21 protein-coding genes are annotated in these 19,087 nt (G+C 64.8%); 14 read left to right on the forward strand and 7 right to left on the reverse strand.

Translation table 11 applies throughout. The features are described from left to right. Together V3H18_RS09460 and V3H18_RS09465 are read left to right on the forward strand one after the other, a co-directional pair. A partial coding sequence (locus tag V3H18_RS09460) for a L,D-transpeptidase family protein (protein ID WP_332081779.1) occupies positions 1-772 on the forward strand: 772 nt, incomplete at its 5' end. A gap of 109 nt (positions 773-881) precedes the next feature. Continuing rightward, complete coding sequence (locus V3H18_RS09465) at positions 882-1,259, forward strand: hypothetical protein (protein WP_332081780.1); 378 nt, start codon at positions 882-884, stop codon at positions 1,257-1,259. A gap of 59 nt (positions 1,260-1,318) precedes the next feature. On the opposite strand, the gene V3H18_RS09470 is transcribed toward V3H18_RS09465, so the two are convergent. Beyond that, positions 1,319-1,651 (reverse strand): Kazal-type serine protease inhibitor family protein, encoded by a 333-nt coding sequence (locus V3H18_RS09470; protein ID WP_332081781.1) that lies wholly within the window; start codon positions 1,649-1,651, stop codon positions 1,319-1,321. Between the two features lie 51 nt (positions 1,652-1,702). Continuing rightward, entirely contained in the window at positions 1,703-2,026 is a 324-nt protein-coding gene (locus V3H18_RS09475) for a Kazal-type serine protease inhibitor family protein (RefSeq protein WP_332081782.1), read from the reverse strand. A gap of 268 nt (positions 2,027-2,294) precedes the next feature. Between V3H18_RS09475 and rplU the strand changes: the two genes are divergently transcribed. From rplU to V3H18_RS09505, 6 genes are all read left to right on the forward strand, one after another. Beyond that, complete coding sequence (gene rplU / locus V3H18_RS09480) at positions 2,295-2,606, forward strand: 50S ribosomal protein L21 (RefSeq protein WP_332081783.1); 312 nt, start codon at positions 2,295-2,297, stop codon at positions 2,604-2,606. A gap of 66 nt (positions 2,607-2,672) precedes the next feature. Continuing rightward, on the forward strand, positions 2,673-2,939 hold the full coding sequence (rpmA, locus tag V3H18_RS09485; protein WP_332081784.1) for a 50S ribosomal protein L27: 267 nt from the start codon (positions 2,673-2,675) through the stop codon (positions 2,937-2,939). 191 nt (positions 2,940-3,130) lie between these two features. Further along, positions 3,131-3,733 (forward strand): GNAT family N-acetyltransferase, encoded by a 603-nt coding sequence (locus V3H18_RS09490; RefSeq protein WP_332081785.1) that lies wholly within the window; start codon positions 3,131-3,133, stop codon positions 3,731-3,733. Positions 3,734-3,740: 7 nt separating this feature from the next. Then, positions 3,741-4,796, forward strand: a complete 1,056-nt coding sequence (obgE, locus tag V3H18_RS09495; protein ID WP_332081786.1) for a GTPase ObgE — start codon at positions 3,741-3,743, stop codon at positions 4,794-4,796. 107 nt (positions 4,797-4,903) lie between these two features. After that, positions 4,904-5,302, forward strand: coding sequence for a hypothetical protein (locus V3H18_RS09500; protein WP_332081787.1), 399 nt, complete (start codon positions 4,904-4,906; stop codon positions 5,300-5,302). A 186-nt stretch (positions 5,303-5,488) separates the two neighbouring features. Beyond that, positions 5,489-5,935 (forward strand): hypothetical protein, encoded by a 447-nt coding sequence (locus V3H18_RS09505; RefSeq protein WP_332081788.1) that lies wholly within the window; start codon positions 5,489-5,491, stop codon positions 5,933-5,935. 40 nt (positions 5,936-5,975) lie between these two features. Here V3H18_RS09505 and V3H18_RS09510 read toward each other — a convergent pair whose 3' ends face one another. Further along, positions 5,976-6,641, reverse strand: coding sequence for an O-methyltransferase (locus V3H18_RS09510; RefSeq protein ID WP_332081789.1), 666 nt, complete (start codon positions 6,639-6,641; stop codon positions 5,976-5,978). 202 nt (positions 6,642-6,843) lie between these two features. Between V3H18_RS09510 and V3H18_RS09515 the strand changes: the two genes are divergently transcribed. Then, a complete protein-coding gene (locus tag V3H18_RS09515; RefSeq protein WP_332081790.1) occupies positions 6,844-7,224 on the forward strand; it encodes a hypothetical protein in 381 nt (126 codons plus the stop codon). A 63-nt stretch (positions 7,225-7,287) separates the two neighbouring features. Here the strand turns inward: V3H18_RS09515 and V3H18_RS09520 are convergent, their stop codons facing one another. Continuing rightward, entirely contained in the window at positions 7,288-9,123 is a 1,836-nt protein-coding gene (locus tag V3H18_RS09520) for a M3 family oligoendopeptidase (protein ID WP_332081791.1), read from the reverse strand. A 308-nt stretch (positions 9,124-9,431) separates the two neighbouring features. Between V3H18_RS09520 and V3H18_RS09525 the strand changes: the two genes are divergently transcribed. After that, positions 9,432-10,214, forward strand: a complete 783-nt coding sequence (locus V3H18_RS09525) for a hypothetical protein (RefSeq protein ID WP_332081792.1) — start codon at positions 9,432-9,434, stop codon at positions 10,212-10,214. A gap of 22 nt (positions 10,215-10,236) precedes the next feature. On the opposite strand, the gene mtnA is transcribed toward V3H18_RS09525, so the two are convergent. Next, complete coding sequence (gene mtnA, locus V3H18_RS09530) at positions 10,237-11,325, reverse strand: S-methyl-5-thioribose-1-phosphate isomerase (RefSeq protein WP_332081793.1); 1,089 nt, start codon at positions 11,323-11,325, stop codon at positions 10,237-10,239. Positions 11,326-11,450: 125 nt separating this feature from the next. Between mtnA and V3H18_RS09535 the strand changes: the two genes are divergently transcribed. The 3 genes from V3H18_RS09535 to V3H18_RS09545 all read left to right on the forward strand — a co-directional run bounded on the left by V3H18_RS09535 (position 11,451) and on the right by V3H18_RS09545 (position 14,817). Next, the gene (locus V3H18_RS09535) at positions 11,451-12,644 is read left to right on the forward strand and encodes a GNAT family N-acetyltransferase (protein ID WP_332081794.1); all 1,194 of its coding nucleotides are present in this window, start codon (positions 11,451-11,453) and stop codon (positions 12,642-12,644) included. Between the two features lie 452 nt (positions 12,645-13,096). After that, positions 13,097-13,855 (forward strand): peptidase, encoded by a 759-nt coding sequence (locus V3H18_RS09540; protein WP_332081795.1) that lies wholly within the window; start codon positions 13,097-13,099, stop codon positions 13,853-13,855. Further along, positions 13,852-14,817, forward strand: coding sequence for an L-threonylcarbamoyladenylate synthase (locus V3H18_RS09545; protein WP_332081796.1), 966 nt, complete (start codon positions 13,852-13,854; stop codon positions 14,815-14,817). Before V3H18_RS09540 ends, V3H18_RS09545 begins: the two co-directional genes overlap by 4 nt. A 72-nt stretch (positions 14,818-14,889) precedes the next feature. Here V3H18_RS09545 and V3H18_RS09550 read toward each other — a convergent pair whose 3' ends face one another. Continuing rightward, complete coding sequence (locus V3H18_RS09550) at positions 14,890-15,930, reverse strand: Ntn hydrolase family protein (protein WP_332081797.1); 1,041 nt, start codon at positions 15,928-15,930, stop codon at positions 14,890-14,892. Between the two features lie 173 nt (positions 15,931-16,103). On the opposite strand from V3H18_RS09550, the gene pgi reads away from it, so the two are divergent. Next, a complete protein-coding gene (gene pgi / locus V3H18_RS09555; protein ID WP_332081798.1) occupies positions 16,104-17,744 on the forward strand; it encodes a glucose-6-phosphate isomerase in 1,641 nt (546 codons plus the stop codon). A gap of 10 nt (positions 17,745-17,754) precedes the next feature. Here pgi and V3H18_RS09560 read toward each other — a convergent pair whose 3' ends face one another. Then, on the reverse strand, positions 17,755-18,969 hold the full coding sequence (locus V3H18_RS09560; protein WP_332081799.1) for a lytic murein transglycosylase: 1,215 nt from the start codon (positions 18,967-18,969) through the stop codon (positions 17,755-17,757). Positions 18,970-19,087 lie beyond the last annotated feature (118 nt).

The raw sequence follows: 19,087 nt of genomic DNA on the forward strand, positions 1-19,087 counted from the left end.
AGCCGCGCCAGAGGCGGCGCAGGCCCCGCAGGCCGAAGCCGCCCCCGCGCCGACGCAAGTGGCGCGCGCGGTCGAACCCACGCTGCGCCCCGCGCCGGACGACGCCTTCGATCAGCAGGCGCCGATCCGCTTCGGCATGGGCGATCAGGTCTTCGTGCGCATCTTCAAGAAGGAAGGCGAACTCGAACTCTGGCTGCGCAAGGGCGGCGCCCGCTTCTCCCTCTATAAAAGCTTCCCCATCTGCAAATGGTCGGGCCGGCTCGGGCCGAAGTTGCAAGAGGCGGATTATCAGTCGCCGGAAGGCTTCTACAGCGTCTCGGCGCGCCAGCTGCATCCGCGCTCCAACTATTATCGCGCCTTCAACGTCGGCTATCCCAACGCCTTCGACCGCCAGAACGGGCGCACCGGCGGCCTCGTCATGGTGCATGGCGCCTGCAAGTCGGTGGGCTGTTTCGCCATGACCGACCGGGGCATCGCGGAAATCTACGGCTTCGTCGAGGCGGCATTGCGCGCGGGACAGAAGGAAGTGCAGGTGCACATCTTCCCCTTCCGCATGACCGAGCAGATGATCGCGCGCGAAACCGGCGGCGGCTGGCTCGCTTTCGTGGCCGGCGGCGGAAACTACGCCCAATGGGCCGGCTTCTGGCGCAATCTCAAGGAAGGCTACGATATTTTCGAGCAGACCGGCGAACCGCCCGTCGCCTTCGCCTGCGGCGACCGCTACGCCTTCGGCGGCGGCGACTCCTCCTGCCGACGCATCGCCGGCTGGTAAAAGCCGCTCGATATCGCCGCGCCGTTCATCGCTCTTTCAGTCGCCGCGCGCGACCATCGGCGCGGTTAAGGCGCGACCCCCGCGCCGGTCGATAGGAAACAGCCCAGCCATGCGGCCAGCGATCCGTCTGTTCGTTCTCGCGGCTTTCGCCGCGTCCTTTTGCGCGCCGTCACTCGCCGAAGCGGCGAATGCGCCGCTCTGCTTCGCCATCGCGGAGAATTACAACAAATGCCTGCGCCAGCATCAGCGCGGCTGGCATGGCGGGCCTCCGGGCTTTGACGGCCCCCGCTATGACCACGACTATGACGATGACGGCGGCGGCCATTATGACGGCTATAACGGCGGTTATGGCGGCGGTTATGGCGGTCCTGGCGGTCCTGGCGGATATGGCGGTTACGGCGGCGGCTACGGGCGGCGCAATGGCCAGGCGCAGGCCCAATGCGCCATTTGGCTCGCCCAAATGCAGGCCAGCGGCTGTTTCAATTAAGCTCGAAATTTGCGTTTGAGACGGAAGCGCCTTCGCGCTCCGCCTCAAACGATCCAGCTTTAGCGGTAATGGCGCCTGCAGGCGCCATTGTGCTTTTTGCTGACCATCGCGGCCCGGCGCTCGCAATCATTGGCGTAAGTGCGGCCGTTGCAGCCGCAGACCGGCATAAAGATTTTCGGACAGAGTTGCGGCCTGACGGCGCAGCGGCCGAAGCCGTCGGCGATCCGACAGGCGCCCGTCGGCTTTTGGCACCACAAACCCTTCGCGCAGGGAATGCCGATCAAGCCGCCGCAGCGCTGGCCGACCCCGGCGACTGGCTTGGCCGCGGCGGGCGGCGTCGCGAGGGAGGCGAAAAGGGCGAAAGCCGCCACACACAGGAAAATCGGTCTCATCGTAAGAATCTCCCTTAAAAAAGGTTTTCAGGACAGAAGGATAAGCAAAGCTTACTTATAGGGTTTCGGGCATTCGCCGTCCGACTTTTTGGCGACCTGCGCGGCGCGCCGCGTGCAATCATTGCCGTAGGTCTTGTCGTCGCAACCGCAAACGGGGCGAAATTCCTTGGTGCAAAACTTCGGAACCTCGACGCATTTGCCGGCGATATCGGCCCCGCCGCAGTGGCCCGGATCGGGGTCGCACCATAAGCCCTTGTCGCAGGGAATGCCGGCGATGCCGCCGCACATTTCGCCGACCTTGGCGGCCGAGGCGGGGGCGCTCGCCAACGCCGACAGGGCCATAGCGAGAGCGAAGCTGTAAAGCATTTTCGTCATATCGAAATCCTCCGTAATGAACGGAGGGATAACGCTCCGGGACGCGGAGCGTTCCGGGGCGCGGGGGCGGCGGAGCCGCGCAGCCGCTCTCAGGCCCTTCGCGATTGACAGCGGCGCCCTCTCCGGGGTAGATGAATTTCGCTTCGGCGCGGCGGTTTCGCCGCGTTTTTCGTTTGCGCGTCATGCGCGACGGAAGCGAACACACCGGACAACTGCAAAGAAGCCGGCCGGCGGAAACGCCAAACGCCGGATCGAACACGAGGAAAAGATGTTCGCAGTCATCAAAACCGGCGGCAAGCAATATAGCGTCGCCGCGGGAGACGTCATCACCGTCATGGCGCTCGACGGCGCCCCTGGCGACTCCGTCACTTTCGACGAAGTGCTGCTGCTCTCGAAGGACGGCGCGGCCACGGTCGGCGCGCCGATCGTCGCGGGGGCCAAGGTTTCCGGCGAGATCGCCGAACAGACGCGCAGCCCGAAGACGCTGGCCTTCAAGAAGCGCCGGCGCCAGAATTCGAAGCGCAAGCGCGGTCATCGCCAGGATTTGACGCTCGTCAAAATCACCGCGATCGAGGGCTGATAGCCCTCTCGCCGGACATGGAATTTAAGCGGCCAAGGCCGCATTGAAACAGGTCGGAGCAGGACAATGGCTCATAAGAAGGCTGGCGGCTCGTCGCGCAACGGTCGCGATTCGGACGGCCGGCGCCTCGGCGTCAAGAAATTCGGCGGCGAAGCGGTCGTCGGCGGCAATATCATCGTGCGCCAACGCGGCACCAAATGGCGGCCGGGCCGCAATGTCGGCATCGGCAAGGACCATACGCTCTTCGCGCTTATCGACGGGGTCGTCGAATTCAAGTCGAGCGGCGGCCGCGCCAGCGTCTCGGTAAAACCGGCGGCGACGGCCGCGGAATAGGCGGAAGGAACGAGACCTCCCGCTGGTTCATCCCCCGGCGGAAGACGGTTGTCTCAGCCCGCTTGTGAAAGAGACACAGGCGGGACAAGTTCCAGGCGAGATGTCCGGAAAAAGCCGTAACGAGCCGATAGGGAGCGCGATCTCCTTAATGGCTTTTGGGGCAGTTATTTCGGATATCGCTTGGAGCTCGGATGTTTCCGGAAATCACCCACGACGACGTTTTCCGACTGGAGACGGACAGATTATGGCTGCGGTGGCCGCGCGCCGCGGACGCCGACGAAATTCGCCGCCATGTCGGAGATCCGGACGTCGCGCTGATGACGACGAGCATTCCGCATCCCTATGAGCCGCACGACGCGGACGCCTTCATCCTCTCGGCGCGGCAGGAAAACGCAGTCGGCGAGGGACTCCATCTCGTCGTCACCCCCAAAAGCCGGCCCAATGAGCCGATCGGCCTCGTGAGCCTCCATGGCGCGGACCGCCGCGGGACGGCGACGCTCGGCTTCTGGCTCGGCAAGCCCTATTGGGGACAGGGATACACGACCGAAGCGGCCAAGGCGCTGATCGATCTCGCCTTCGGCATCACCTCGCTCGACCGGATCCACTCCTCGGCGCGTCCCGACAATGCCTCCTCTTTGCGGGTCCATGAGAAGCTGGGCTTTTCCCGCATCGGCCGCGGCAAGCTGCCCGCGCCGGCGCGCGGCGGCGAGATCGAGGTCGAGCAATTCGAATTGAAGCGTGGCGAGGCGCATACCGTCTTTGGCGCGCGCCGCCCGCGATTCTCGTCAACGTGAGCGAAACATGAAATTTCTGGATCAGGCGCGCGTCCAAGTGCGCTCCGGCGACGGCGGCGCGGGATGCGTTTCGTTCCGGCGCGAGAAATTCATCGAATTCGGCGGACCTGACGGCGGCGACGGCGGACGCGGCGGCGATGTCGTCGCCCTTTGCGTCGAGGGGCTCAACACGCTCATCGACTATCGCTACCAGCAGCATTTCAAGGCGAAAACCGGCGGACACGGCATGGGCAAGAACCGCGCCGGCGGGCGCGGCGCGGACGCCGTGCTGAAAGTGCCGGTCGGCACGCAAATCTATGAAGAGGACGGCGAAACGCTCATCGCCGATCTCACCGAAGTCGGCCAGCGCGTCGTCATTTGCAAGGGCGGCAACGGCGGCTTCGGCAACGCCCATTTCACCACCTCGACCAATCGCGCGCCGCGCCGCGCCAATCCGGGCCAGGAAGGCGAAGAGCGCATCATTTTGCTGCGTCTCAAACTTATCGCCGACGCCGGTCTTATCGGCCTGCCCAACGCCGGCAAATCCACATTTCTGGCGACCGTAACGGCCGCCAAGCCGAAAATCGCCGACTATCCCTTCACCACCCTCTATCCGGGGCTGGGCGTCGTCGGGATCGACGACAGGGAATTCGTGCTCGCGGACATTCCGGGGCTCATCGAAGGCGCGCATGAGGGCCATGGCCTCGGCGATCGCTTTCTCGGCCATGTCGAACGCTGTCGGGCGTTGCTGCATCTGATTGACGCGACAGGCGAACACGCCGGCCGAGACTACAAAATCGTGCGCGGGGAGCTTGCCGCCTATGGCGCGGGCCTCGACGAGAAGCCCGAGATCGTGGCGCTTTCCAAGATCGACGCCGTCGACGCGGCGCATCTCAAGAAGCAGCGCGAACGCCTGAAGCGCGCCATGGCCTCCGCGGGAGGCCCCGGCAAGCAGGCGCTTTTGTCGCTCTCCTCGGCGAGCGGCGCCGGCGTCGCGGAAGCCTTGCGGGCGATCGCGGACATCATCGAGAAGCAGCGCGCCGAGGAGCGCGCGCCTCGAGAAGCGCAGCCCTGGACTCCTTGAAGCCGCCGCCGCAAGGCGCCGAACAGGCGGGGAGCGAGGAATTTCACCGGCCCGCGGCGCCCTCGCCCATTGACCTTGCCAGGCGCAGTGAATAGCTTCGACTGGTCATGAGCGCGCGCAGCGAAGCACGAAATTTGCGGCTAGGATCGACGGCGGCCACGCTGCTCGTCGCCTACCTGCTTGTTTTGCAAGGCTTCGCTGTTGGCGTGGCGGGTGGCGGACGCGGCGCTACGGGCCTCTTCGCCAACGCCATCTGCTTCAGCAAGACGTCAAGCCGGCTGGCGGGCGATCCGGCGACGCCGGCGCGCCCCGCGCGCCAGGGCGACGTTTGCTGCATCGCGCATTTCGCCCCGCTGGGCGGCGGCCCCGCCGCCTCGCCCTTTACGGGCGAAACGCCTCCGTCCGCGTCCTATGCGACCATCAAGCTCGCCTTCGACGAGACGCTTCTTCGCGCGGAAGCGGCGACGCCGCCGCTCGGCTCCCGCGCGCCCCCCGTCGCGATCTGACGCCCCGCCGCGAGCCAGCGGCGCAGCCCCCCGGCCAGCCTTAAAAGGGCCCGTCGGGGACTCGTCAGAACACCGCCTATCGATCGTTTGTCAGCATATGCGCCGTGAAAATCAGGCGCCGCGTCGTTCCCAAGAGGAGCGTCGCGGTCGCGGCGAACGATCGAAACGCCAAGCGACATCGGGACAATGGAACAGAAAAATCAATCGGCGCGGCGCCTTGCGAAGGCGACGCGATCCAGCGCCGAAGAGCGGCGCGGCGCCCCGAACGGGACCCTTCCCGCGCCGGGCAAGGCCGAAATTCGTCTTAACCCCAAGCCGATCGCGGCAGCGCCCGCGCGCGGCGGCGTCGAAGTCGTCGAGACCTATTTCGATGCGGACGGGCGGCCGATCAAACGCAAGAGCCTCGGCGCCGCGCGCATCGCCCGCTGCTATGACGCCAAGGGCAATCAGGTCGAAGAGGCCTATTTCAACGCCGAAGGCAAGCCGACGGCGTGCAAGGGGCTGGGCGCGGCGCGCATCTCCTGGCGCTATGACGAGCGCGGCAATCGTGTCGAGGCGGCCATGTTCGGCGCCGACGGCGCGCTTTTGCGGCGCAAGAGCGGTCGCGGCAAACGCGCCTTCGACAGCGTTTGACGCAGGTCGCCGACCGCCGGTTTGCGCGGCCGGCGCTTTCTCAATTGACGCGGGCGATCAGAAAGCCGTCCCACCCCTTGGCGCCGACGGTCTGCACCGCCGTCGCGTTGACGCGCGGCTCGGCGGAAACCGCTTCGAACAGCGCGCGGGCGCCAAGCGCGCTCTCGTCCTTAACGGCGGGATCGGCGACCGCGCCCGCACGCACGACATTGTCGACGATAATCAGCCCGCCAGGACGTGAGAGCTTCAACGCAATGGCGAAATAGGCGGCGTTATTGGCCTTGTCGGCGTCGATGAAGGCGAGATCGAAAGGCGCCGGGCGCTCGGCCTCAAGGACCTTCAACAGATCGAGCGCCGCGCCGATGCGCAGATCGACGCGGCCGCTCAGATCCTCGCGCGCTATATTGTCGCGGGCGACCTCGGCGTGGCGCGGATCGATCTCCATGGTGACGACCTTGCCGCCCTCCCCGACGGCGCGCGCGAACCAGATCGTCGAATAGCCGCCAAGCGTTCCGACTTCGAGAATGCGGGTCGCGCCGACCGCAAGTGCGAGAAGATGCAGGAATTTACCTTGCGGCGCCGAAACATCGATCGCCGGCAGGCCGGCTTGCGCGTTGGCGGCGAGCGTTTCCGCCTGCCCTTCCGCCCGTGGAATCAGAGCGGCGACGATATAATCATCCACCGCGCGCCAGTCCGCCTCACTCATAGCGCCGCCTCTTTTCCTTCATGGCGCCTTGACGCCTTCACGCCGAATTTTAATTGACATCGTGCAATAAATCACGCGTTCTTCGCGCTCGCGTTTCAAGCGCGCAGGGAGCCGAAAGGCGAAACTAGCCGCATTCTCATGCGCCGCAGTCGACGCTGCGGCGGAAAATGCTGCTCAAGAACAAATTGTGGGAGCATCAAAAATGATCAAATTGGCTTTGACGACCATGGCGCTTGCGCTTTCCATCAGCCTTCCGGCCCATGCCGACGCCTCGAAATGGAGCGTTTCCGAAATCAGTTCGGTCGGCATCAAGGCAGCTACGGGCACCTGGACGCTCAATAATGATGGCGGCAAGGTTTCCGGCACGGCGAGCCTGCAGTTCGATAATGGCAATCCGCTCAGCTACAAGCTCGAAGGCACCGCGGAAGGCGAAGGCATGACGCTGAAGCTCCTTGACCGCACCGACGGCAAGAAGAACTGCGTCTGGACGTCGAAGCCCGGCGCCTCCGTCGGCGGCAAGGTCCTCAAAGGCGACGTCGCCTGCGACGGCGGAAAATTCATGATCCAGGCCGGCCAGCAGTAATTCATCGTCCAAAAGAAAAACGCCGGCCTCGCGCCGGCGTTTTTTTTTGCGCGGAAAAAGAGGTTAAGCCGCCTCCATCGCCTCCAATTCGCCGATCAGCCCTTCGATCATTTCGAGGCCGATGTTCCAGAAGGCGGGATCGCGCGCGTCGAGCCCGAAGGGCTTGAGCAATTCGTCATAGGGCTTGGCGCCCCCCGCTTCGAGCAAGGCGAAATAGCGCTCGGCGAAACCCTCATGCGCCTTCTGATAGACGCCATAGAGCGAATTCACCAGGCAATCGCCGAAGGCGTAGGCGTAGACATAGAAGGGCGAATGGATGAAATGCGGAATATAGGCCCAGAAGGTCTCGTAACCCGGCCCGAGGCGAATGGAGGGACCGAGGCTCTCGCCCTGTACGCTCATCCATAAGTCGCAAATCTGATCGGCGGTCAGTTCGCCCTCGCGCCGCGCGAGATGCACTTTGCGCTCGAACGCATAAAAGGCCATCTGCCGCACGACCGTATTGATCATATCCTCGACCTTCGAGGCGAGCAGCGCGCGTTTCTGCGTCTTGTCAGTCGCCTGCGCGATGAGCGCGCGGAAGGTGAGCATTTCGCCGAAGACAGAGGCCGTCTCCGCGAGCGTAAGCGGCGTCGGCGCCATCAGCGCGCCCTGACGCGCCGCGAGCACCTGATGCACGCCATGGCCGAGCTCATGCGCGAGCGTCATCACGTCGCGCGTCTTGCCCTGGAAGTTGAGCAGAACGTAAGGATGCGCCGAGGGCACCGTCGGATGCGAGAAGGCGCCCGGCGCCTTGCCCGGCCGCACCGGCGCATCGATCCAGTTCTTGTCGAAGAAATCGCCGGCGATTTCGGCCATGCGCGGCGCGAAGCCGCTATAGGCGTGAAGCACGATGTCGCGCGCCTCGGGCCAGGAATAGCGTTTCGCGGGCGCGGTCGGCAGCGGCGCGGCGCGATCCCAATAGTCGAGCGCCTCCTTGCCGAACCATTTGGCCTTGAGCTTGTAATAGCGATGCGACAGGCGCGGATGCGCCGCCTCCACGGCTTGCGCCAGCGCCTCCACCACCTCGCGCTCGACGCGATTGGAGAGATGGCGGGAATCGGCGACATCCGCAAAACCGCGCCAGCGGTTGGAGATTTCCTTATCCTTGGCGAGCGTGTTGGTGATGAGCGAAAAGGTCCGCAGATTGTTGCGCAACGTCGCGCCGATCGCCTGCGCCGCCTCGCGCCGCGTCTCCTCGCGCGTATCCTGCATGAGATTCAGCGCGGGCTCGATCGCCAGCTCCTCGCCGCCAACCTTAAAACGCAACGACGCGATCGTCTCGTCGAACAGGCGGTTCCAGGCGGCGGCGCCGGAGATATATTTCTCGTGGAAAAGCTCTTCGAGCTTGTCGTCGAGCTCATAGGGCTTTTCCTTGCGAATGTCTTCGAGCCAGGGCTTCCAGCGCGACAGCGGCTCCTTGGCCGCCGCCGCCATCAGCACAACGTCGTCGAGCCGATTGAGTTCGAGCTGGAAAAAGAGAAGCTGCGCGGAGGCGTTGTTCACCTTCTCCTGCACGTCGCCGTAGAATTTGGCGCGCGCCGGGTCGGTCGTGTCGCCGCTATACAGCAACCCTGCGAAGGACATGAGCCGCCCGAGCAGATCCTGCAGCGCCTCGTAGCGCGCCACCGCCTCGCCGAGCTTCTCGCTCGCGTCCCCCGCAGCCGCGAATGCGGCGAGGCGCCCTCGATAATCCTTGCCGAATTGCGCGACGTCCTGCGCCGCTTTGGCGAGATCGGCCGCGACCTGCGGCGAGTCGGCGCCTACATAAAGATCGGCGAGATTCCATTCGGGAAGCCGCTCCGCCGTCTCGGCGGCGGCTTCGGCAAGCGAACGTGGCGTGGGGCGGGCTCTGAACATGGCGCAAAACCATAAATTTGCGCGCCTCAACGGATCAAGGCGCGAGGAGGAGGGTCTGCCTTCAATATGGCCAAAGACCGAGCGCGATCAACCCGAGCAAGAAGAGCCAACCGCAATCGCTCTTTAGCGTCCATGCAGGGTCGGCGCCGCCAGCGCGCGCTGCGAAAAAGCGGAATCGGGCTTTTCGCGTCAAGCGGGCTCTAATTTAGAGTGGGTCACGCGATTCCGCCCAAATGCCGCGCGATCTGGGCGTTGCGGCGATTGGAGCGTTCACTACAATGATCAAAGATTCGGCATAGACTGCGGCGATGGCGAGCGAACCCGATCTCCTCGAGTCAGTGACCTCGCGCTATGCGACGGCGCGCAAGGCCTTCGCGCGCCTCTCCAATATCCTCAACAAGGCGACTTTCAAGATCAAGCGCGGCGCGCCGGCCGAAACGATCGACGAGATCGGCGGGCGATTCAAACTCGACGATTACGAACGGCTGACGCTCAATGAACTCGCCGCGACGAAAGCCGGCGCCGCTTTCATCGATGAGAGGGCGCAGGACATCAACCGCGCGAGCTTCCATCGCTCCGCCTTTGCACTCAACGCCTTTACCCATCTCTTCTTCGTCGATATCGCGGCGCAACTGTCCTTCTCGCTGCCGCAGCTCAAATTCGGCTTCGCGCTCGCCAATCTCCTTCTGGCGCTGATCGCGCATGCCTCGGTGCGCCAAGCCTATCGCGCGCTGCTCGCGGGGCCGAACGCGCTGCCGCCCAAGCGACGCTTCGGAGGCATGTTCGCCAATCCAAAATATAACCGGGCGGTGAAGAAGAGCTCCCGCATTTACGCGCAAAGCGCTTGGGAGGAAAAATCGCTGTTTCGCCCCGCTTATTTCCTGAACGCCGCGCTGATCTTTCTTGGCGCGCAATTCATTCTCCCGCCGGAGCGGCTGATCTTTCCGTTGAGCTTCATCATTGGAAAAATCTCAGGGCTCTTTACGACCATGGTCATGGTCTTCGACATATGGCGCGGCCTTCGCGCCGGGGATGCGGCGCGCGTCGCCCGCGAAAGGGAAGTCGCCGTCTATCGCGATCTCGATATTTGACGCAGGCGTCGCGCCGAAAAACCTAACTCGCGAGATCCGGAAACAGCGCCTTCAACCCCTCCTCCGTCGCCGCGCAGACGCCGCGCTCGGTGATGAGGCCGGTGACGAGGCGCGCCGGCGTCACGTCGAAGCCGAAATTGCGCGCAGGCGAACCGTCCGGCGTGAGTTGCACTTCGACGGGCGCGCCATCCGGCGCGCGCCCGCTGATATGGGTCACTTCGCGCGGGCTGCGCTCCTCGATCGGAATATCCTTCACGCCGTCGGCGATGCGCCAGTCGATCGTCGCGCTCGGCAGACCGACATAAAAGGGCGCGCCATTGTCATGCGCGGCGAGCGCTTTGAGATAGGTGCCGATCTTGTTGCACACGTCGCCGGCGCGGGTCGTGCGGTCGCTGCCGACGATGACGAGATCGACGAGCCCGTGCTGCATCAGATGGCCGCCCGCATTATCGGCGATGACCGTATGCGACACGCCTTCGCCAATGAGTTCGAAGGCGGTCAGGCTCGCGCCCTGATTGCGCGGCCGCGTCTCGTCCACCCAGACATGGATCGGAATGCCCGCGCGCGCCGCCTTGTAGATCGGCGCGAGCGCCGTGCCCCAGTCGACCGCGCAAAGCCAGCCGGCGTTGCAATGGGTAAGGATATTCACCGGGCGGTCGTCGCGCGCCGCCTTACGGATAAGTTCGGCGCCGAAATCGCCGATCGCTTCGCAGGCGGCGATGTCTTCCTCGGCGATCCGCGCCGCCTCCGCATAAGCGAGATCCGCGCGCGCCGATTGCGGCGCCCGCAAAAGCAGCGCGCGCATGCGGTCGAGCGCCCAGCGCAGATTGACGGCGGTCGGCCGCGTCGCGAGCAAAAGCGCATAGGCGGCTTCGATCGCCGCGTCGCTCGCGTCGCGCCAGGCGGCGAGCGCCAGCCCATAAGCGCCCGTTACGCCGATGAGCGGCGCGCCGCGCACCTTCATCTCGCCAATGGCGCGGGCGGCGTCCGCGCAATCGAGAAGAAGCAGCGTCTCGAACCGATGCGGCAACAATGCCTGGTCGATCACATGGACGCGGCGTCCGTCGGCGTCGACCCAGATGGTTCGATAATCGCGGCCGTCGATACGCATGTTTGAAGTCCCAAAAATCCTATTTGGGCGAAATCGCCCCCGACGCCAAGTTAGAGGACGCCAAATTAGAAATTGGCGCGCTCTATGCTAGAAGACACGTCAAACGCGGCGACTTCGCTGGACGCATGACAGCCCGAAAATTCACCGTTCGCTTCGCCGCTTCGCTCGGATCGGTCGCCGCCGAGCGCTGGGACGCCTGCGCCAATCCGCCGGGCGCCGAATCTTCGCCGGACGACGGCGAGCGATATAATCCCTTTATCTCGCATGCTTTCCTTTCGGCGCTCGAACGGTCGAAATCGGTCGGCGCCGGGACCGGCTGGACGCCCGCCCATGCGCTCGTCGAAGATTCCGACGGCCGGCTTGTGGCCTGCGCGCCCGCCTATATCAAGACCCATAGTCTCGGCGAATATGTCTTCGACCAGAATTGGGCGCACGCCTATGAGACGGCGGGCGGCCGCTATTATCCCAAGGTTCAGGTCGCCGCACCCTTCACGCCCGTCACGGGGCGGCGACTCCTTGTCGCGCCCGACGCGCCGGAGGGCGCGCGCGAGGCGCTCGTCCTCGGGCTCAAGGGCCTGCGCGAGGCGAGCGGGTCTTCCTCCATTCACGTGACGTTCTGCACGCAAGAGGAATCCGATGCGCTCTGCGCGGCCGAATTTTCGTCCCGCGCCGGCGAGCAATTCCATTTCCTCAACGAGGGCTACGGCGATTTCGACGATTTTCTGACGAGTCTCTCCGCGCGCAAGCGCAAGGCGATCAAGCGCGAAAGGCGCGATGCGCTGGGCGAGGATATCGCGATCGACCTCTTGACGGGAAGCGACATCCGCCCGTCGCATTGGGACTCTTTCTTCGCCTTCTATATCGACACTGGCGCGCGCAAATGGGGGCGGCCCTATTTGACCCGCGCCTTTTTCGACGAGATCGGCGCCGCCATGGCGGACCGCATTCTGCTGGTGATGGCCCGGCGCGACGGCGAGCATATCGCCGGCGCGATAAATTTCCTCGGCGACGACGCGGTTTACGGACGCAATTGGGGCGCGCTCGAAGCGCGGCCGTTTTTGCATTTCGAGGTCTGCTACTATCAGGCGATCGAATTCGCGATAAAGCGCGGCTATAAGCGCGTCGAGGCGGGCGCGCAGGGCGAACACAAGATCGCCCGCGGCTATCGGCCGGTCATCACCCATTCGGCGCATCACTTCGCCGATCCGCGCCTTGCAGAGGCGGTCTCCGCCTATCTGTCGCGCGAGCGCGAGGCCGTCGCCGAATGGGTGGAGGAGCACGCCGCCGAGTTGCCCTACAGGCGCGAGGAAGGCGGATAAATCGCCAGATCGCTGCTTTTTTCCTAAAGTTCAGAGCGCGCTTTATGCAAAAGGCCGGGTTCCGCCTTTTCGCAGCCCTTTAAAGCGAGATTTTTCGTGATCGAAACGCGGCGCGCTTCCATCAAGAATATGATCTCGCTCTCATGAAAGAGCGAGACTGTGGCTTCGTTGCACTTGCGCCTTTTGGCCCGGAACTTGTAGACCTTGCGCAGTATTGGCGCATGGCGGGTCTGCCCTCCCCCTGATGGGAAGGGTCGGCGCGAAGCGCCGGGGCGGGGCGAGAATTCGCCTTCACTGCGCGGGTCGCCTCCGCCCAGCGGGCTCCGCCCGCCGACCTCCGCAGCCAAAGTCGGCTGTCGCCGACTAAGGCTGTTTTAAAGGCGCAGACCGGCGACGCCCGTTTTGCGAGGGGGACCTGGAGCACGCCTCGCGCCGATTGGTTGAGGAGCCTCATGACCTATTGCTGCGGCATTCTCGTGCGCGAAGGGCTCGTGATGGTCGCGGATACGCGCACCAACGCCGGGCTCGACAATATTTCGACGTTCCGCAAGCTGCATATTTTCGAGCAGCCGGGCGAGCGCGTGCTGATGCTCGCGACCTCCGGCAATCTTTCGGTGACGCAAGGCGTCGTGAATTTCATCGTCGAGGGAATGGAGCATCCCGAGAGCGGCGTGGTCGAAAGCATCATGAACACGCCCAATATGCTGCATGCGGCGCATCTTGTCGGGCGCGCCGTGCGGCGCACGCGCGCGGAAATCGGCGACGTCGAGGAGCAGGCCGTGGCCGAGGGCGTCAGCTTCGACGTGGCGCTTCTGCTTGGCGGCCAGATCGCCGGCGGCCCGCTGCGCCTCTTCATGATTTACACGGCCGGCAACAGCATCGAATGCACGCAGGACACGAATTATCTGCAAGTGGGCGAGCATAAATACGGCAAGCCGATCCTCGATCGCGCGGTGACATATGACACCGATATCTATGACGCGCTGAAGATCGGGCTCATTTCGATGGATTCGACGATCCGCTCCAATCTCTCGGTCGGCCTGCCGATCGACATCGCGCTGCTGCGACGCGACGCGCTGCGCCTCGAAGTGTCGGCGCGCATCGATTCGAACGACTCCTATTTCCGCGAATTGCGCGACAGCTGGTCGAAGGCGCTGCGCGCCGCGCATATGGCCATCCCCACGCCGCCCTATCGCGGCCGCGGCGCGTGACTCTCATTCTGTCGGCGGGCGCCGCCGCGATCGCGCAAGCCGCCGCGACGCTGCGCGACGGCGGGCTCGTCGCCTTTCCGACCGAGACCGTCTATGGCCTCGGCGCCGATGCGACGCAGGCCTGGGCGGTCGCGCGCATTTATGACGCGAAGGACCGTCCCTCTTTCAATCCGCTGATCGCGCATGTCGCCGATCTCGAAGCGGCGCGCCGCGAGGCATTGCTGCCGCAAACCGCTCTCGATCTCGCGCACGCCTTCTGGCCTGGCCCGCTCACGATCGTCGCGCCCGCCGCGCCGGAGGGGTCAGTCTGCGAATTGGCGCGGGCGGGCCTGCCGAGCGTCGCGCTGCGCGTTCCCGCGCATCCGGTTGCGCACGCGCTGATCGCGGCGCTGGGGCGTCCCATCGCTGCGCCCTCGGCCAATCGCTCCGGCCATGTCAGCCCGGTGACGGCGGCGCATGTCGCAGACGATCTTTCCGGCAAGGTCGATCTCATTCTCGACGGCGGCCGGGCGCCCGGCGGGCTTGAATCGACCATCGTCTCCTTCTGCGAGGCTTCGCCCGTCCTGCTGCGCCCCGGCGCCCTCGCCCGCGAAGCAATCGAGAAGATTCTCGGCGAGAAACTCACCGCCCCCGCGCGGGCGGAAATTCTCGCGCCGGGTATGAGCGCGGCGCATTACGCCCCCGCGGCCCGGCTGCGGCTCGAAGCGCATGAAGTGGTCGAAGGCGAGGCGGCGCTCGATTTCGGCGGACGCTTAACCGCGCGCGCGGAGCCCGGCGTCTTCGCGCTCGATCTCTCGCCCTCTGGCGATCTCGTCGAGGCGGCGGCCAATCTTTTCGCCTATCTGCGCGAATTTGACGCGCGCGGCATAGAGAATGTCGCGGTGGCGCATATTCCAGAGCGCGGACTCGGCGAAGCGATCAACGACCGGCTGCGCCGCGCCAGCGCGCCGAGGCTGGATTGAGCGACTTGTCGAATTCTGGCCGTGATGGCCGGCGCAAGGCCGGCCATGACATGCTGAGAGCTGTCTGGATCGTCAGGCCGCGAGCGCGGTCGGGGTCGCGACGCGCAGATGAAAATCCTGCGTCGCCGGTTGCGGTTCGCCGCCGACATAGGGGCATTCATAGCCGCGCGCGGCGAAATCTCCGGTCCCGGCGGAGCACATTTCCACCGCAAGTCGCGTCAGGCGATTGAGCACCGGCGCGCTGACCCAGGAGAAGCGCGGCGCGTCGGGCGCGACAAGGCGCATCGCGTCTTTGCGGTTGACGTTGTTCTCGACGCTCATGCGCGCCTGCCAGCCGGAGCGGGGCTCCTGCCAGTCGTTGACGACGACGACTGGCCCACGAACGATGCGCGCCTCGCGCTCGGTGCGCTCGATCAGCGCCATCTCGCCGCACCTGACGCCCGCGAGCGTGAAGAGCGTGGGGCGCGCGAGCGGCGCCGTGGCGATGAGCTCGACCGCCTCTTCGAATGTCTCGCAGGTGTCGAAGGCGAAGCGCAGCAGATGGTCCGGCGGCCAGTCGCCTTCGCTCGCGAGAGCCTTGTGCAGATTGAGCGCGGCGTCATAGGGGAAGCCGAGCGCGCCCTGCGTGCGGCGCTTCATCGGCGCCTGATTGATCACGGCGCAGAAGCGGCCCGGCGCCATCGCGCTGAGAACGCCGACGGCGCCCGGCCAGGTGGCGTTGTAATAATCGCCCGCCGTTCCCTGCTGCCACGCGATCTCCACCGCCCTGCCGAGGCCCTGAAAAGGCCAGTCGAGGGTGCGGCGGATCCGAGGCAGGCCGTATTCGTCCTCATAGGCCTGGGTGGTGCAGGCGAAGAGATAGGACATGTTCAGCGTCATCGCGCCGGGGGCGCCAAGAATGGAGACGATATGCTCCAGCTCAGCGCGATAGGCGGAGCCCGAACGCTTCAGCCAATTTGCTGCAATGCGGTCGATCGGAGTGAGGCAGATGCGGCTCATGGGCTCCATCATGCCCAGACAAGCCTTACGCAGCGCCGCCGCCGCGTCGATCCGCGTCTGCGCATGAGCGATGGGTCCGCCGTCGCGCACGTCGAGGAGAGGGATCGGGTTCATCGTCGCCCTTCTGTCAGAAAAACGTCATAGAACTTATACCGTTTTCACATCTCGTTGTCATAATACAGTTAAATTTTTGAGAGGCTCGACGCCCGCTGCAAATGTCGCGGCGTTGGTCTATGGGTCATGCTGGAAAGTCGGCCGATTCGGACGGCTTACGCGCCGAGAGCCTCATGTCAGACGCCGTCGCCGTCGCCTTCTCCGCCTTAAAGTTCCATGCGGACGCCCTGGCGCAAACGCGCACGCGCGATCTCTTCGCGGAAAACCCCGCACGCTTCAAAAATTTCAGCGTCAAGCTCGACGATTTTCTGTTCGACTTCTCCAAGCACAAGATCACGCGCGAGACGCTCACGCTCCTCGCCTCGCTCGCGGAGGCGCGCAAATTCGATGCGCGCCGCGACGCGCTCTTTGCCGGCGAAGCCGTCAACGCCACCGAGAGACGCGCGGCCATGCATATGGCGCTGCGCGATCTTTCGCAGCGCCCGCTCATCGTCGGCGGCGAAAATGTGCGGCCGCTGATCGAGGCCGAGCGAGAGAAGGTCTTCGCCTTCGCGCGCGCTGCGCGTTCGGGCGACGCGCGCGGCGCCACGGGCCTCCCCTTCACCGATGTCGTCAATATCGGCATCGGCGGCTCCGACCTTGGACCCGCCATGGCGACGCGCGCGCTCTCGCCCTATGGCGCGGGCGGCCCGCGCATGCATTTCGTCTCCAATGTCGACGGCGCCGATCTCGCGGACACGCTGCAAAATCTCGATCTCGCCCGCACGCTGTTCATCGTGTCCTCGAAAACCTTCACGACGCAGGAGACGATGGCGAATGCGGCGAGCGCCCGCGCGCGCGTCGTCGCCGCGCTCGGCGAAGCGGCGGTCAAATCGCATTTCGCCGCCGTGTCGACGCGGCTCGACAAGGTCGCGGAATTCGGGATCGATCCGACGCGCGTCTTCGGCTTCTGGGACTGGGTCGGCGGGCGCTATTCGCTCTGGTCGTCGATCGGCCTTGCGCTCGCGATCTCCATCGGATCGGAGAATTTCACCCAATTTCTGCAGGGCGGATACGACATCGACGAACATTTCCGAGACGCGCCGTTCGAGAGGAACATTCCCACGCTGATGGGACTTCTCGGCGTTTGGCATCGCAATGTGCTCGGCCGATGCGCCCAGGCGGTCATTCCTTACGATCAGCGGCTCGCGCGTTTTCCCGCCTATCTGCAGCAGCTCGACATGGAGTCGAACGGCAAATCGGTCACGCGCGACGGCGCGCCGACGCCATATGAAACCGGCCCCGTGATTTTCGGCGAACCGGGAACGAACGGACAGCACGCCTTCTTTCAACTGCTGCATCAGGGAACGGACGTTATTCCCATCGATTTCCTTGTCGCAGCGGAGCCCACGGCGGCGGATTCGCATCATCACGCCTTGCTCTTCGCCAATTGCCTCGCGCAGGCCGAGGCCTTCATGCGCGGGCGAACGCTAAACGAAGCGAAGGCGCAATTGCGCGCGCAAGGGTTAAGCGAAGAGGAAATCGAGCGACTCGCGCCGCATAAGGTCTTTCCTGGCGATCGTCCGTCGAGCGTCTTCCTCTATCGCCGGCTCGATCCGCGCACGCTCGGCCGGCTCGTCGCGCTCTACGAGCACAAGGTCTTCACCCAATCCGTGATCTGGGACATCAATCCCTTCGACCAATGGGGCGTGGAGCTCGGCAAGGAGCTGGCGAACCGGCTCGCGCCGATCGTCGAAAATAGAGACGCCTCGACGGCGGGGCTCGACGCCTCGACCACGGGCCTGATCGACTGGCGGCGTCAATTCGGGCAGTGAGGTTTAAGCGCTAATCGCCGCGCAGGCGCGCGAGCGCTTCTTTCGTCGCGAAGCCGTCGGCGGGTTGTATGCCTTCGTTCAATTGAAAGGCGTGCAAGGCGTTGCGGCTCGCGCGGCCGAGCTTTCCGTCGAAGGTCCCGCGATAGAAGCCGCGCTGCGCGAGAAGCTGCTGCATCGCCTTCACATCCGCCGTCGAAAGCGGGACGACCTTCGGCCAGGGCGCGAGCGGAATCTCGCGGCCGGCGATCCGCTCGGCGAGCAGCGCGACCGACAGCGCATAGGCGTCGGACGTGTTGTATTGGCGGATGACCTCGAAATTGTCGGTGATGAGAAAGGCGGGGCCGCTCGCGCCCGCCGGCAGATAGAGACTCGCGGCGCCGCTTGCCGGCAATGCTTCGCCGTCGGCGCGCGTCGCGCCGAGCTGGCGCCAACGCGAAAAATCGAGATCGAAGCTCGCATAGTCGAAACTCTGCGGCAGACGGATTTCGATGACGGCGGGCAGGCCCGCGACCCAGCCCGACTTCGCCAGGAAATTGGCGATGGAGGCGATGGAATCCGCACGCGAGCGCCAGATGTCGGACGCGCCGGCGCCATCGTCGCTCTCGGCGTATTTGAGATAGGCCGAAGGCATGAACTGCGGCTGGCCCATGGCGCCCGCCCAGGAGCCGCGCAATTGCGCGCGCGTCGCATAGCCCTTCTCCAGCATCACCAGCGCGGCGACGAATTCGTCGATGAAGGTCTCGGCGCGATGGCCTTTCCAGGCGAGCGTCGCGAGAACGCGCAACACGTCGGCGCCGCCGGAAGCGGTTCCAAAATTGCTTTCGACGCCGAGGATGGCGACGAGAATTTCTCCCGGAACGCCATGGCGCGCGGCGGCCCGGCGCAGCGGCGCAGCGAGCTCCGACGCGACCGCGCGGCCGCGCGCGACGCGGCCATTCGTCACGGTTCCGGCGAGATAGGCGGGAATGGAGATGGTGAACTCAGCCTGAGCGCGAGGCTTGGCCATGACGCCGGGCTCAGGCGCAAGACCCGCGACGGCGGCGTCAAACGTCTCGCGCGAGACGCCGGCCGCTTGCGCCGAAGGCCACAGATCCTGGAGAAAAACCTCGAAAGTCGCGGCTTTCGCGGCGACATTCGCGCGCCAGACCGTGCAAAAGGCAAGCGTTTGAAGGAAGCGCCTGCGGCCCAGGGAAAAGTCAAAGAAGTGCGCGTCGGGAATTCTCATTCGGACATCCTATGCTGCTTCTTTAGAAATATTACACTTTCCCCCATTTCGTTTGACAGGGGCTTGGCGCTGCCTTCTACTGAAGAAAGCTAGTGAAGGAATAGGGAGCGAGTAGTTC

This window comes from Methylocystis borbori, from assembly GCF_036576025.1.
Classification (GTDB): domain Bacteria; phylum Pseudomonadota; class Alphaproteobacteria; order Rhizobiales; family Beijerinckiaceae; genus Methylocystis; species Methylocystis borbori.

Excerpts from the sequence above, each read along its gene's own strand:
- V3H18_RS09465 (WP_332081780.1), top strand. The coding sequence starts at position 882 with ATGCGGCCAGCGATCCGTCTGTTCGTTCTCGCGGCTTTCGCCGCGTCC.
- V3H18_RS09470 (WP_332081781.1), bottom strand. The coding sequence starts at position 1,651 with ATGAGACCGATTTTCCTGTGTGTGGCGGCTTTCGCCCTTTTCGCCTCC.
- V3H18_RS09475 (WP_332081782.1), bottom strand. The coding sequence starts at position 2,026 with ATGACGAAAATGCTTTACAGCTTCGCTCTCGCTATGGCCCTGTCGGCG.
- rplU (WP_332081783.1), top strand. The coding sequence starts at position 2,295 with ATGTTCGCAGTCATCAAAACCGGCGGCAAGCAATATAGCGTCGCCGCG.
- rpmA (WP_332081784.1), top strand. The coding sequence starts at position 2,673 with ATGGCTCATAAGAAGGCTGGCGGCTCGTCGCGCAACGGTCGCGATTCG.
- V3H18_RS09490 (WP_332081785.1), top strand. The coding sequence starts at position 3,131 with ATGTTTCCGGAAATCACCCACGACGACGTTTTCCGACTGGAGACGGAC.
- obgE (WP_332081786.1), top strand. The coding sequence starts at position 3,741 with ATGAAATTTCTGGATCAGGCGCGCGTCCAAGTGCGCTCCGGCGACGGC.
- V3H18_RS09500 (WP_332081787.1), top strand. The coding sequence starts at position 4,904 with ATGAGCGCGCGCAGCGAAGCACGAAATTTGCGGCTAGGATCGACGGCG.
- V3H18_RS09505 (WP_332081788.1), top strand. The coding sequence starts at position 5,489 with ATGGAACAGAAAAATCAATCGGCGCGGCGCCTTGCGAAGGCGACGCGA.
- V3H18_RS09510 (WP_332081789.1), bottom strand. The coding sequence starts at position 6,641 with ATGAGTGAGGCGGACTGGCGCGCGGTGGATGATTATATCGTCGCCGCT.
- V3H18_RS09515 (WP_332081790.1), top strand. The coding sequence starts at position 6,844 with ATGATCAAATTGGCTTTGACGACCATGGCGCTTGCGCTTTCCATCAGC.
- V3H18_RS09520 (WP_332081791.1), bottom strand. The coding sequence starts at position 9,123 with ATGTTCAGAGCCCGCCCCACGCCACGTTCGCTTGCCGAAGCCGCCGCC.
- V3H18_RS09525 (WP_332081792.1), top strand. The coding sequence starts at position 9,432 with ATGGCGAGCGAACCCGATCTCCTCGAGTCAGTGACCTCGCGCTATGCG.
- mtnA (WP_332081793.1), bottom strand. The coding sequence starts at position 11,325 with ATGCGTATCGACGGCCGCGATTATCGAACCATCTGGGTCGACGCCGAC.
- V3H18_RS09535 (WP_332081794.1), top strand. The coding sequence starts at position 11,451 with ATGACAGCCCGAAAATTCACCGTTCGCTTCGCCGCTTCGCTCGGATCG.
- V3H18_RS09540 (WP_332081795.1), top strand. The coding sequence starts at position 13,097 with ATGACCTATTGCTGCGGCATTCTCGTGCGCGAAGGGCTCGTGATGGTC.
- V3H18_RS09550 (WP_332081797.1), bottom strand. The coding sequence starts at position 15,930 with ATGAACCCGATCCCTCTCCTCGACGTGCGCGACGGCGGACCCATCGCT.
- pgi (WP_332081798.1), top strand. The coding sequence starts at position 16,104 with ATGTCAGACGCCGTCGCCGTCGCCTTCTCCGCCTTAAAGTTCCATGCG.
- V3H18_RS09560 (WP_332081799.1), bottom strand. The coding sequence starts at position 18,969 with ATGAGAATTCCCGACGCGCACTTCTTTGACTTTTCCCTGGGCCGCAGG.